At 68.0% G+C, this 12863-nt stretch carries 13 protein-coding genes; 8 read left to right on the forward strand and 5 right to left on the reverse strand.

Annotated elements, in window-relative coordinates; genetic code table 11:
• Positions 1-208 precede the first annotated feature (208 nt).
• Both OG474_RS44115 and OG474_RS44120 read right to left on the reverse strand, forming a co-directional pair.
• The gene (locus OG474_RS44115; protein WP_405059668.1) at positions 209-1327 is read right to left on the reverse strand and encodes a serine hydrolase domain-containing protein; all 1119 of its coding nucleotides are present in this window, start codon (positions 1325-1327) and stop codon (positions 209-211) included.
• A 70-nt stretch (positions 1328-1397) separates the two neighbouring features.
• Complete coding sequence (locus tag OG474_RS44120; RefSeq protein WP_405059669.1) at positions 1398-2588, reverse strand: macrolide family glycosyltransferase; 1191 nt, start codon at positions 2586-2588, stop codon at positions 1398-1400.
• Between the two features lie 99 nt (positions 2589-2687).
• Between OG474_RS44120 and OG474_RS44125 the strand changes: the two genes are divergently transcribed.
• From OG474_RS44125 to OG474_RS44140, 4 genes are all read left to right on the forward strand, one after another.
• Positions 2688-3272 (forward strand): TetR/AcrR family transcriptional regulator, encoded by a 585-nt coding sequence (locus tag OG474_RS44125; protein ID WP_405059670.1) that lies wholly within the window; start codon positions 2688-2690, stop codon positions 3270-3272.
• Between the two features lie 21 nt (positions 3273-3293).
• Positions 3294-4142 carry an alpha/beta fold hydrolase gene (locus OG474_RS44130; RefSeq protein ID WP_405059671.1) on the forward strand — a complete coding sequence of 283 codons (849 nt, stop codon included), beginning with the start codon at positions 3294-3296 and terminating at the stop codon, positions 4140-4142.
• Positions 4143-4181: 39 nt separating this feature from the next.
• Positions 4182-4727, forward strand: a complete 546-nt coding sequence (locus OG474_RS44135; RefSeq protein ID WP_405059672.1) for a TetR/AcrR family transcriptional regulator — start codon at positions 4182-4184, stop codon at positions 4725-4727.
• 97 nt (positions 4728-4824) lie between these two features.
• Positions 4825-5913, forward strand: coding sequence for a cytochrome P450 (locus tag OG474_RS44140; RefSeq protein WP_405059673.1), 1089 nt, complete (start codon positions 4825-4827; stop codon positions 5911-5913).
• Here OG474_RS44140 and OG474_RS44145 read toward each other — a convergent pair.
• Positions 5910-6380 carry a hemerythrin domain-containing protein gene (locus OG474_RS44145; protein WP_405059674.1) on the reverse strand — a complete coding sequence of 157 codons (471 nt, stop codon included), beginning with the start codon at positions 6378-6380 and terminating at the stop codon, positions 5910-5912. The two genes, OG474_RS44140 and OG474_RS44145, sit on opposite strands and share 4 nt — an antisense overlap.
• A 210-nt stretch (positions 6381-6590) precedes the next feature.
• On the opposite strand from OG474_RS44145, the gene OG474_RS44150 reads away from it, so the two are divergent.
• Positions 6591-7325, forward strand: a complete 735-nt coding sequence (locus OG474_RS44150) for a GNAT family N-acetyltransferase (protein WP_405059675.1) — start codon at positions 6591-6593, stop codon at positions 7323-7325.
• A gap of 2 nt (positions 7326-7327) precedes the next feature.
• Positions 7328-7552: a translation initiation factor IF-1 gene (gene infA, locus OG474_RS44155; RefSeq protein ID WP_405059676.1), complete on the forward strand. Its 225-nt coding sequence runs from the start codon at positions 7328-7330 to the stop codon at positions 7550-7552.
• Positions 7553-7556: 4 nt separating this feature from the next.
• On the opposite strand, the gene OG474_RS44160 is transcribed toward infA, so the two are convergent.
• Together OG474_RS44160 and OG474_RS44165 are read right to left on the reverse strand one after the other, a co-directional pair.
• Positions 7557-9338, reverse strand: coding sequence for an ABC transporter ATP-binding protein (locus OG474_RS44160; RefSeq protein ID WP_405059677.1), 1782 nt, complete (start codon positions 9336-9338; stop codon positions 7557-7559).
• Positions 9335-11149 (reverse strand): ABC transporter ATP-binding protein, encoded by a 1815-nt coding sequence (locus OG474_RS44165; protein WP_405064680.1) that lies wholly within the window; start codon positions 11147-11149, stop codon positions 9335-9337. Before OG474_RS44165 ends, OG474_RS44160 begins: the two co-directional genes overlap by 4 nt.
• A 102-nt stretch (positions 11150-11251) precedes the next feature.
• On the opposite strand from OG474_RS44165, the gene OG474_RS44170 reads away from it, so the two are divergent.
• A complete protein-coding gene (locus OG474_RS44170; protein ID WP_405059678.1) occupies positions 11252-12046 on the forward strand; it encodes a helix-turn-helix transcriptional regulator in 795 nt (264 codons plus the stop codon).
• 57 nt (positions 12047-12103) lie between these two features.
• Positions 12104-12847 (forward strand): SDR family NAD(P)-dependent oxidoreductase, encoded by a 744-nt coding sequence (locus tag OG474_RS44175; RefSeq protein WP_405059679.1) that lies wholly within the window; start codon positions 12104-12106, stop codon positions 12845-12847.
• Positions 12848-12863: the final 16 nt, after the last annotated feature.

Raw genomic sequence — 12863 nt, forward strand, 5'->3', positions numbered from 1 at the left:
CGTCCCGACCAAGAATAGAACATCCTTTCGACAGAATCGAACGCTAGGGATGACCCGATGGCGTACCAGTTGGGGGTTTGAACAGGAACTCGTGGGTGTGAACAAGTCATAACTTGTTCACACCCACCGCAGGGGGTGCACGCCCAGCACTCCCGACGCGAAACTCGGGGGCTGAACATGCGGCAGGGCAGTACGAGCTGACTCGTGGTCAGTGGGTCGCGCAGAGGGCGTGATCGATGAGGTCGCCGGCGGCCTTGTCCTGGGCCAGGGCGTGCTCGAAGGTGTCATCGCGTTCGGTCGAGACGGAGACGACGACCGACCTGCCGTCGGCGGTGAAGCCGTTGCGGGTCATGTAGCCGAGGATGTCGCCGTTGTGGGCCCAGTAGACGCCGCCACAGCTCAGCGGCCGCGAGAACAGGCCGAGGCCGTCCCGAGCGCCGGGCCAGACCTCGGCGAGCTGCCCCTTGACCGGGATCGTCTGCTGCATCTCGGCGAGCTGGGCTGGGCGCAGCAGCCGGCCGCCAATCAGTGCCTGGAAGAACTTGGTGAGGTCCGCGGTCGTGGTGACGAGACCACCTGCTGGGCCCGCCATGTACGCCCTCCGGCTGACGGTGACATCGGTCGGCTGCCCTCCCGCCCACATCTGGTAGCCCTTGGAGTGCGGCGCCGCGATTCCCGCCCGGAGGCCGGGCCAGTAGGTGTGCCGCAGGCCGAGCGGCCGGATCACGCGCGCCTGGACCTCGTCGTACCAGCTGTGGCCGGTGACGCGCTCGGCAATCATGCCGAGCAGGAGGTAGCCGGTGTTCGAGTACGCCCAATCCGTTCCGGGCTGGAAGTCCGGCTGATGGGTCATCGCTCGCTTGACCAGCGAGCGTCCGCTGACGACGTCGTACCGATGCGCCCGGTACTCCGCCGGCGTCGAGGGACTGGGGACGTCGTCGTGGATCCCGCTCGTGTGCTGCAGCAGGTTCCGCACCGTGATCCGGCGGCCGTCATTTCCGTTGCCCTGGACAACCTTCGGTAGCCAGCGCTCGACGGAGTCGTCCAGCGAGAGCCGTTTCTCGTTCACCAGCTGGAGAATCACCGTCGCCGTGAAGGTCTTCGTACTGCTCCCGGTCCGGAAGAAGCCATCCGCCGACACCGGTCGCCCAGTCGCCACATCGGCGACCCCGCTCACGGCGGTCGCCGTACCGGACCCGGAAGACACCCGAGCCTGTACGCCGGTCGCTCCCGTCGCGCGGATCGCGTCGGTGTCGCGCTGCAGGGTGTTCGCGGGGGTGATCAGCGCGGTCGTCGCCAGCGCCACTGACAAGAGGATCTGCATCATGTCTTCAAGCTAGGCAAGGAGAACGACGACCGCACTGCCGCTGACGCCCGGGGGCGCGGTAGAGCAGGCTCTACCTCAGTAGGTATTTCTCGATGGCGTCGACACCTGCGTCGGCACCACCTGCGTCGTCGACAGCTCGCCGTACGGCGGCCAGTCCGACCTTGATCTTCGGATCGCCGACGACGGCGTCCACGGCCTCCCGCAGCCCCCCGTCGCCGACGACCGTGCCGAGGTCGAGCTCGGAAATCCGGCGCGCATTGGCAGCCTGCTCGGGCATCTGCGGCACAGCCGCCATCGGGACCTGGTGCCAGCCTCCTTCCATCACCGAGTTCATTCCCGCATGGGTGATGAACGCCGCGGCATGCTCCAGGACAGCCTGCTGCGGGAAGAAGGGCCGGACGTCGAAGTTGTCAGGGACAGTCCCGAGGTCAGCCGCCGTGACCTTGGTGCCGATGGCCATCGCAACGTCCCAGTCCGTGTCACCGAAGGCTTCGAGACAACGCCGGAAGAAGTCGGCATCGGTGTTGAAGGCCGTCCCCAGTGAGATGAAGAGCAGCCGGCGATCGCCGGTCGGCGGCTCCCACCCCGCTGCGCTGTCAGTGCGCCGGGACGGGCCGATGAAGTGATACCGGCCGTCGAAGGTGTCACCGGCGTACTGGAACTCGCGCGGGATGAAGACGAGATTGAGGTCCTCGGGCGGCGGTGCGAAGAACCCCCCGATGTCACGCCGGACACCCAACTCCTCAGCCCGGCTGCGCAGGCGTGCCGCGACCCGCTCCATCGCCTCCAGTACGGCGGCGCGCGGCTCGGCGTCGGTCGGCAGGAACTCGTCGCGGACGGCGTAGTGCTCGTTGGACGCGTAGCTCGGATACAGCTGAATACCCGGTACGCCGAGGATGCCGGCGACCGCGGCTCCCTCGATCGCCATCGAGGTGTAGCAGACAGCGTCCGGCGGCGCGTCGGCGAACCGCTCGACCAGCGGCTCGACCTTCGCCCCCAGGCCGTCAGCGAAACCGCCCGCCATGCGCTCCACCACCTCGGCCGTGAACTCGAACTTCCCACCCCGCGGACCACCTGAGCCGAAGACGAGCGGTGGGGCCGGCACGACGTCGGCCCCGGTCCGCCGTACCTGGTCGGTGAATGCGTCCGGCACGGGATAGGTGACGCGATGGCCGCGCCTGATCAACGCCTCGACGAGCGGCAGGGTCGGATTGATATGGCCGGACGCCGCGGTGGCGACGAACAGCAGATGCTTGCGCATGGGATCTCCTGAAGGGTTGGAGGGCCGTTTCAGTCAAACAGAGCGGTTCTGAAAGTACAACCGTTCTACTTTTCAATCCGTTGCGGTAAAGTTCGCCTCGTGACCGAGACGACGATCGGACGGCGGGAACGGAAGAAGGCCGCGACCCGCAAGGCGCTGGCCGATGCCGCGCTGAAGCTGTTCGTCGCCCGCGGCTTCGACCAGGTCGGCGTCCGGGAGATCGCCGAGGCCGCCGACGTCTCGACCGCGACCCTGTTCAAGCACTTCCCCGGCAAGGAGGCGCTGGTCTTCGACGAGGACGAGGCCCGGGAAGCCGCCTTGGTGAGTTCGGTTCGCGACCGTCCGGAGGGCCGGTCGGTGGTGACCGCGCTGCGCGAATACATCGCCCGCGGGATGGACGATCGCAGCCAGGACCCGGCCATCGGGCAGATGCGGGAACTCATCCACTCCACGCCCGCGTTGATCGAGTACGGCCAGCGGCTCTGGATGCGCCACGAGACGTCATTGGCCCACGCGATCGCCGAAGCACAAGGCCTCCCCGAAGACGACCCAGCCTGCGCGGCACTGGCCCACTTCGCCCTCGCGGCCAGATTCCTCCAGCAGCGGAGGGCCGCCCCCGAGGAGTCCGTCGACCGCGCCTTCGACCTCCTCGAGCACGGCTGGACCGCACTGACCAGCCCCTGATCGTCTGGCACCATCAACCTCATGGAGAAGATGCAGGTCCGATCGAGCGACGGGACCACGATCGGGTTCCGACAGACCGGGGGCGGCCCCGGGATCATTCTTCTGCACGGCGGCATGGAGCACTCCGGTGACTACGCCGAACTGGCGGAGCAGCTCGCGGAGCACTTCAGCGTCTATGCCGTCGATCGTCGGGGACGCGGGCTGAGCGGGCCGCACGGTGACCACTACGCCCTGGCTGTGGAGGTCGAAGATGTCGCGGCGGTGCTGGCGGCGACCGGCGCCAAGTACCTGTTCGGCGTCAGCTCCGGTGCGACGCTCGCCCTGTGGTGTGCGCTGAAGCTCGACAGCGTCGAGGCCGTGATCGCCTACGAGCCCGCGCTCACGATTCCCGGCCACGGCTCGGACGCCTTCATCGCCCGCTACGAGCGCGACATCGCTCGCGGTGACCTGGCCGCGGCCATGGTGACCATCCTGAAAGGCGCCAGACTTGGCCCGCGCTTCCTGCGACTCCTCCCGCGGAAGGTCGCGGAGACCTTGGTCAAGAAGCTGCTGCTCGACGAATCCGCGTCGGACGACGCCGACGAGGTTCCGTTCGCCGAGCTCATCCCGACCCAGCACTACGACTTCCTCCTCGAGAAGGAAGCCAGCAGCCACCTCGACGAGTTCGCTGCCCTCGATCGCCCGCTCCTGTTGCTGGGTGGAACCGTCGGGCCCAAATATCTGACCGCCGCCCTGGAACACCTGACGCAGGTCACCGAGGCGAAGCAGGTGGCCTTCCGCGGGCTCAGCCACGCGGGCGCCGCCAATCGGAAGGGCGGCGGCCGGCCGGACCTCGTCGCGGCCGCCATCCGCGACTTCCTCGAAAACTGAGCCTTCCACAGCACTGAACAGCACTGTACCGTCGTGAACATGAGTGTTCACCTCGTGGCGGCGAGCGGTACGACGGCGACGGCTGTTCTCGACGTGGCGGCGGCTGTTCTCGCCAAGGATCCGGCTGCTTCCCTGGGTGAGATCGCCAGGGCCGCGGGGATCGGTCGGACGACGCTGCACAAGCAGTTCCCGACCCGGCACGACCTCCTGGTGGGCGTCGCGTCGCGGGCGCTCGACATCAGCGAAGCGGTGGTCGCCGCCGCGCCGGCCGATCCGGATCCGCTCCGCCGGGCGGTGGTCGATCTCCTGCCGTACGGCGCGTATCTGACCTTGCTGATGGCGCAACCGGAGGTCTTCGCCGACGACGCCATCACGTCCCGGACCGATGCGCTGACCGCACCGATCGCGGCGATCGTCGCCGGTGCCGGGGGCGTTCGCCCGGGTGTGCCTGATTGGTGGCTCGTCCGGTCTCTGCACGCACTGTTGTTCACCGCTTGGGAGCTGGTCCAAGGCGGCTGGCTCGCGCCTCGCGACGCACCCGAACTGGTCCTGTCGACGTTCACGCAAGGAGTGCTGACACCATGAGCGATCCCACTGTGTTCGATGCGTTCTGGGCCCGGACGAACCGTACGAACTCTACGAGCAGCTGCGCGCCGGCGGACCGGTCGTCGGGTCCGACGACGTGTGGCTGAGCACCGATTACGCCGTCTGCAACGCGATTCTGCGCGATCATCGGCGCTTCGGCGTCCGTCCGGCGGGCGACCCGGGACCGACGTCGCCGGACACCTCGGGCAACACCTTCGACCTCGGTTTCCTCGAGCGCGAACCACCGGATCACACCCGGCTGCGGCAGCTCGCGGCGCCGGCGTTCCGGCCGAAGATGATGGCCGGCTACGCCGAGCGGATCGCCGAGTTCACCCGCGACCTGATCACCGGTATCGAGCGCAAGGCCGCGGACGGCCGCCCGTTCGACCTGATCGCCGACTTCGCCGCGCCGCTCCCGATCGGTGTCATCACCACACTGATGGGCATCCCGGACGCGGACGTGCACCGGCTGTCCGAGCACGGCACCGTGGTCGGTTCGGCGTTGTCGGGCATCGATTCTCCGGAAGAAGCCGCCGCACTGGCCACCGCCAACGCCGAACTCCACGAGCTGTTCAGCGAACTCATCGCGCTGAAGAGGGCCCACCCGGCCGACGACGTGATCAGCTACCTCGTCGCCGCGACCCCCGACGGCATCACGCCGTACGAGCTGCAGACAACCGCGCGACTGCTGCTGATCGCCGGGTTCGAGACGACCGTCAACCTGATCGGCAACGGCATCGCCACCCTGCTCGACCATCCGGACCAGTGGGAGCTGCTCCGCACCGAGCCGGAGCGCGCGCCCGCCGTCGTCGAAGAGGTCCTGCGCTTCGCCCCGCCGGTGCAGAACACGAGCCGATTCGTGCACGAGGCGGTGTCGATCGGCGGTGCCGAGGTGCCCGCGGGTAGCTGGATCATGCTGATCCTGGCCGCCGCCAACCGGGATCCCGGGGTCTTCAGCGACCCCGCCGTCTTCGACATCACCCGTCCCCGCCAAGCCGAGCACCTGTCCTTCGCGAGCGGCATCCACTACTGCCTGGGCGCCCCGCTCGCCAGACTCGAGGCCCAGATCGCCTTCACCGAGCTCGCCACCAGACTTCCGAAGCTCCAGCGATCGGAGGACGCCCCGACCTGGCGGAAGTCCCGGGTGATCCGCGGCTACTCCACCCTGCCGCTCCTGGTCGGCTAAAGCGGTCCCAGCACATCCGGTACGGCGGCGTGCAGCTCCAGGTCCGCCAGGACGGTGAGCAACTGCTTCTCCTCGTACCGGAAGTGGTTCTCCATGATCGCGGCCACGCCTTCGAGGTGTTGATCCAGCTCGACAGGAGGCGCCGATCGATCGACCGCCTCGCGCAGTCCTTGCAGCAGGTGCGAGATCATCGAGTGGTCCTGCGTGAGTGAGCGCAGTACTGGAGCGAGCTCCGGATGCGCGGCCTCGATCGCCGGGAACAGAGCCCGGTCCTCGCCCTGGTGATGACCGTCGAGCGCCGCGCAGAACCCATGACAGTAGAGCAGCAGGTCGCGGCTCACCTGCGCGCTGGAGATCCCGTCCCGGACAGCCTGCCGAGTGACCTCCAGAGCTGCCCGGATGCGGGTGTGGACCAGGCGGAGTTCAGCGCTCCAGGCAACGATCCTGGTCGTCTCCGCGTCGGTCATCCGAGAATCCTATGCCGCGGAAAAACCATTGGCGGGTACGGCGAGTGCGTTGGTACCGTTCCCTGGTCCGTGACAGCACGCTTGGAGGTGGGAACCCATGAACGCAGTAGCGCAGTGGGTGCTCTCCTTCTCGTGGTCACGGGCGGGCGATTGACATAGGTGTCGCCGGGAGCGCCCCGAGAAATTCGGCACTCCCGAAAGGACACACCTGTGAACTCTTTGCTCTGCACGATCTCCCGGGTCGCGGAGAACCAGTGGCACGCCGTGGAGAACGACCTCGTCGTCGGCCGCGGTCACGCCTCGCGCCGGCTCGACGGCCGGACCTTCCTCAGCATCGACACCTGGCGCGAGACCGTCTTCGACCGGCTCGCCGACGCGATGCTGGCCGATCAGGCAGCACCGCTGTACACCGTGGTCGACGAGACCGACCATGACCTGGCCGCGAGCTGGCAACGCGCCGGTTTCACGATCTGGCGCCGCGAACGCGAATTCGTCGTACCGACCGGCCAGTTCGACACCGCACCTGGCGTCGTCATCACGACCCCGGAGGAAGAGCCACTTCGCGAGCTGGACCAGGCGCTTCGCCGCGAGCTGGACTGGCAGACGATGCCCGCCGAAGTCCTGCCCTGGCAAGGCGGAACCACACCGACCGACCCGTCGAAGTACACGGTTGCCCACCGCAACAACCAGTACGTCGGCCTGCTCCGGCTGGCGACGTATACCCGGCAACCCCGGATCGGGCTGATCGCGGTCCGGGCCGACGAGCGCCGTACCGGAATCGCCCGCGCGTTGCTGAGCAACATGCTGACCCGCCTGCACCTCGCCGGGATCGAGACGGTCGCCGCCGAGGTCAACGACACCAACGCGGCCGCGCTGGCCCTGTTCGAGAGCTTCGGCGCTCATCGCACCGGCGGCAACCTCGAACTAGTGCACGGAAAGGCCTGACCATGCCCAGAAAAGCAGGCGCCCTCGAACTCGACGGCATCGTCGTCGAGTCGCTCCGCGGCGCGACCTTCCGCGTCGAACTCACCAACGGCCACCAGGTCCTCGCCCACATCAGCGGCAAGATCCGGAAGAACTACATCAAGATCATCCCCGACGACCGCGTCCTGGTAGAGCTCAGCCCCTACGACCTCACCCGCGGCCGGATCATCTTCCGCTACCGCAACTGACGCTTCAGCGGTAGCCGCGGGCTTGGAGTTCGTACAGCTCGGCGTAGTGCCCGCGGTTCGCGATCAGCTCCGCATGGGTGCCGACCTCGCTCACTCGGCCTTGGTCGAGTACGACGACGAGGTCAGCGGCCGCGACGGTGGAGAACCTGTGTGTCACCAGCAGCGTCACTCCCCCGCCGCGGCTCGCCTGCCGGGCGGCGGTCGCATAGCGCTCGAACAACTCGTGTTCGGTGGCGGCGTCCAGGGCGGAGGTCGGCTCGTCGAGGAGCAGCAGGAGTGGTGCTTGGCGCATCATGCCGCGAGCGATCGCGATCCGCTGCCACTGACCACCGGAGAGGTCGACCCCGCCCGGCCAGGTGGTGCCGAGCTGAGTGCCCAGGCCATTTGGAAGAGCGATCACAACGTCCTCGGCAGCGGCCGCATGTAGTGCTTGGTGCACGCGTTCCTGGTTGTCCAGTACGGCGATCTCGCCGGCACCGACGCTGCGTTGTGCCGTGAGCTCGAGCTTGGCGTAATCCTGGAAGGCACTGGACATCCGAGCGCGCCAGGCCGTCAGGTCGACCTCGGCCAGGTCCTGGTTGTCGACGAGGATCCGGCCCTGAACCGGCCGATAGAGACCAGCGAGCAGCTTCACCAGCGTGGACTTACCGGCTCCGTTCTCACCGACGAGCGCCACGACAGCACCGGCCGGCAGGTGCAGGCTGATGTCGGTCAACGAGTCGCGGCCGGAGTCGCCGTACGAATAGCTGAGGCCTTCGATCCGGATCCCGTCCTGGAGCCGGTCCGGCGGCATCTGACGACCGGTGTGGACCGCGGACACCTCAGCCTCGTAGTCCCGGAGCCACAGGAACCGGGCGCAGTTGCGACCCACCTTGGCGAGGTCGCCGATCGCGCCGACGAAGGACGAGCTGACGGTCTGGAGCGATTGGAGTACGCCGACCGCGATCACCAGGGACTGGATCGAGACAGTCCCTGCGAGTAGGTCGCGGGTCATCCAGATCAGGAGCACGACGGCGGTGGCGAAGAACAGAACCGTATGCGCGGCCGACAGCGCGGCATTGCGATCGGCGGAGCGGACCACCGGCCGCCGCCAGTTGGTCACGGACGTCATGATCCGCTGACGCAACTGGCGTTGGTGGCCGAAGATGCGAGTCTCCGCACCCGCGACCGGCGAGCTGGTGAGGTCGATCAGATGCCGGCTCAGCCGACCGTCCGCGGCACTGTCCTCCTCGGCCGTCTTCTCCCAGCGCAGCGACCACTTCGCGGTGAGCAGCCGCGCGGCCCCGACGGCAATCAGGATCAGCAGCCGCCAGTCGGCGCTGACCGCGACAAGCAGGATGCTGATCGCGAACGCCAAGGTATTGAAGGTATTGATCACGGTGTTGAGCGCACCGCCGAGCGCGTTCTCGTTCTCCCGCAGGATCTGCAGCTCGTCGAGGTAGCGGGCCGTCTCCAGGTGGTCGAGGGTCGGGATCCGAGCGGTGATCTCGGCGATCTGCGCATCGAAGGTGTGGCCGACCAGCTCCATCTGCTGAACACGCGCATTGACGCCGACGGCTTGGAGGGCCGTGTTCGCCGCGGTGGCGCCGACCAGCGCGGCGGCTGCGAACAGCATCCGGCCAAGGTCCTGTTCGAGCGCGCCGCTCGCGAAGATCCCGACGAACAACGGCGACAAGGCCGCCAGCACCTTGCCGAGGGTCTCGAACAGACACAGCACCGACTGCCACGGACCGACCCGGATCGCCGTGACGATCACCAAGCACATCCCCCGCCATGCCTGCCTCATCGCGACTCCGATCCGGTCTGGCCGAACCGGCGGGCCTGCAGGGTGAACATCTCGGCGTACTGCCCGCCGCGACGCATCAGATCGTCATGGCTGCCGTCCTCGACGATGCCGCCGCCACCCTCAGCCGGATCAGCCAGTACGACGATGCGGTCGGCATGCCGGACGCTGGACAGCCGGTGGCTGACCAGGATGGTGGTCACGCCGCGGGTCACCTCGAGGAACCGGTCGAACAGCGCGGCCTCGGCGCGTACGTCCAACGCAGCAGTGGGCTCGTCCAGGACCAGCACCCCGGCGCCACCGGCCACTGCGGCCAAAGCACGCGCCAGCGCGACTCGCTGCCACTGACCACCGGACAGATCGGTGCCACCGTCGTACTCCGCGGACAGCACGGTGTCCCAACCGTGCTCGAGCCGATCGAGCAGCGCTGACCCACCGGCATCGGCCAGCGCACGGTCAAGCGTGTCCTGGCTGGCCTCCCCACCGAGTACGACGTTGTCGCGCAGCGGCAGGTGATAGCGGACGAAGTCCTGCAGGATCACCGCCACCCGTCGACGGGCTGTCTCATCGACGGCCGGATCCGCACCGGCCACCCGGACGGAGCCTTCGTCGGGTTCGTACAGCCCGCACAGCAGCTTGATCAGGGTCGACTTCCCGGCGCCGTTGACCCCGACAATCGCGACCGATTGACCGGCCTCGATCCGCAAGCTGATGTCGTTCACCGCGCGGGTCGTCCGGCTCGGATATCCGAAGCTCACGTGATCGAGCTGTACCTCGGCCGCTGATTCGCCGGACGCTCGTACCGACGCTGGCTCCGCGCCGGGCTCGGCTGCGGGCAATCCCAGTTCGCGGCGAAGACCCGCGAGTGCCTGGAGAGTCGAGGTGTTGCGGGCGAGCGCCGTACCGGCGTCACCTAGTACGCCGAAGTTCTGCAGCCGGAGGATTGCTTGGATCATCGTGACCGCGGCGGCCAATGAGACCGATCCGGCCACGACATCGACACCGATCAACGCAAAGGCGCCACCGACCACCAGCGCCATCACCAGGCAAGCAAGCAGAACCGGGCCGAGCCCGCTCCGCCGCTCTCGCCACAACCGCGTCATAGCTTCGGACCAGGTGGATCGGTAGCTGTCGGCCAGCCAGTCGGTGAGGCCGAACAGCCGAACCTCCTTCGCAGACTCGGTCCGGGTCAGGAGGCCGCGCAGATAGCCGGCCCGGCGGCGGCCGTCGCCTGTTGCCTCCAGCAACTTGTCGAAGGCGAGGCTGATCCAGCTCATGAACACGTGCGAGACCAGCAGGAACGAGCCCGCGACCACGAACGGAACCCACCACCGCCACGGCAGCAGGACGATGATCGCGCCGACACCGGCCAGCCGGGGGCCGATGATCGACCAGGTCGAGCCGACGCTCGTCACGAACGACCAGTCCCGCGTCGCGTCCACGACCGCGCGCAGGCGTCCCGAGTAGTCGGCCGTGTCCAGGTGAGCTATTCCGCGCGGATACACGCCGACCTCGGCGACCAGGTCGAGCACGTAGGCCAGGTAGGCCGCCGATCCCCTGGCGATCACCATCGACAGCAACGACTGCACCACCGGGCCGGTCACCAGCAGGATCGCGAGCACCACGAGCCAGCGCCAGGCTGCGCGGTCGGCAGAGCTCGCGAGCGATCCGACGAACTGGCCGATGGCGACCATCAGCAGGGTCCGGATCGCCGCTTCGAGCAGGGTCAGCAGTAGCGAAAGCGTCGACCACAGCGGCGCCGCGCGCCACAGAACGCGCGCGTGGAGCAGATAGCGGGACGACGCATCGGTCACTCGGTTCAACCAGACCTCCCCGGAAACCGCCCCAGCATGCCAGCCGACCCGGTCACCTGCAACGCGGATGGACAGCACAGCCGGCGCGTAGGATCCGGAGGGATGACTAACCAGCTGGGTGAGTTTCTGCGGGCTCACCGTGCGCGCTTGACGCCGCAGGAGGCCGGCTTCGCGGGTGTTGGCGCGCGGCGGGTGGCTGGGTTGCGGCGGGAAGAGGTTGCGGTGCTGGCCGGGGTCAGCGCCGACTACTACGCGCGGCTGGAGCAGGGGCGGGAGCGGACGCCGTCTGCTCAGGTGGTGGAGGCGATCTGCCGGGCGTTGCGGCTTGAGGCGGATGCGCGGGAGCACTTGTTTCGGCTGGCGCGGTTGGCGCCGGGCGTCGATCACACGGGCGAGTCCATTGCGCCGGAGTTGCTGCAGACGATGGCGGCCTTCGCGGACGCAGCGGCGTACGTGACGAATCCGGCGTTCCGGGTGCTTGTTGCCAACCCGGCTGCCGCGCAGCTCATCACGCCATTGCAGGGTGTGGAGGAGAACGTGCTGGCCGCGTTGTTCCTGGATCCGTTCGCGGCGGAGTTCTACGGCAATTGGGACGAGGTCGTCCGCGCTTCGGTGAGCGCGCTGCGGTTGTCGGCCGGCTTCACCCCGCCGCATCCTGAGGTAACGAGTCTGGTGACACGCCTGTACGGCGACAGTCCGTTGTTCCGGAGTTTGTGGGACGACCAGAGTGTTGCCGGGCTGACGGTGACCCGGAAGACGATTCGGCATCCCGAGGCCGGGCTGCTGGAGTTGAGCTTCCAGACGTTCGACGTCCGGAGCACACCGGGCCAGCAGCTGACTGTGGCGACCGCCGCGTGCGGTTCGCCGAGCGCCGCCGTACTCGCATCCTGGGTGTAGTGCTCCTAGGAAGACTCGACCTTCTGCGGTCGTCGCCGCGGCCGTTGACTGAGGCTCATGAACCTCGTCATCATCACCGGCGGCAGCCGTGGCATCGGCGCCGCCACCGCACTCGCCTGCGCGCAGCGCGGCCTGGGCGTCATCGTCACCTACAAGAACAACCCGCAGGCAGCGGCTGACGTGGTCGGCAAGATCACGGCGGACGGCGGCACGGCCGTGGCGCTGCGGCTCGACGTCACGGACACCGCGTCGTTCCCGGCCTTCGCGGCGACGGTCCGCGACACCTTGCAGGAGACCTGGGGCCGGACCGACTTCGACTACCTGGTCAACAACGCCGGCTACGGCCTCTACAACCCGATCGTCACCGTCACCGAGGACGAGTTCGACGGGCTCTTCCAGGTGCACCTCAAGGGCCCGTTCTTCCTCACCCAGACCCTGCTGCCGCTGATCGCCGACGGCGGCCACATCGTCAACCTGAGCAGCGCCACCACCCGGGTCGCCACCGCGGGCGTCGCCCCCTACGCCATCTTCAAGGGCGGCGTCGAAGTCCTGACCCGCTACCTCGCCAAGGAGCTCGGCGACCGCCGGATCCGCGCGAACTCGGTCTCCCCCGGCCCGATCCGCACCGAACTCGGCGGCGGCCTGACCCCCGACTTCGAGGCCCACCTCGCCGCCCGCACCGCCCTCGGCCGCGTCGGCGAACCCGAAGAGGTCGGCCACGTCATCGCCACCCTGCTCTCCGACGACACCCGCTGGATCAACGCCCAGTCCCTCGAGATCTCCGGAGGCTTTGATATCTGAAAGCACAGTGACATCT

The sequence above is a fragment of the Kribbella sp. NBC_01505 genome (assembly GCF_045040285.1).
In the GTDB taxonomy this organism is placed as follows: domain Bacteria; phylum Actinomycetota; class Actinomycetes; order Propionibacteriales; family Kribbellaceae; genus Kribbella.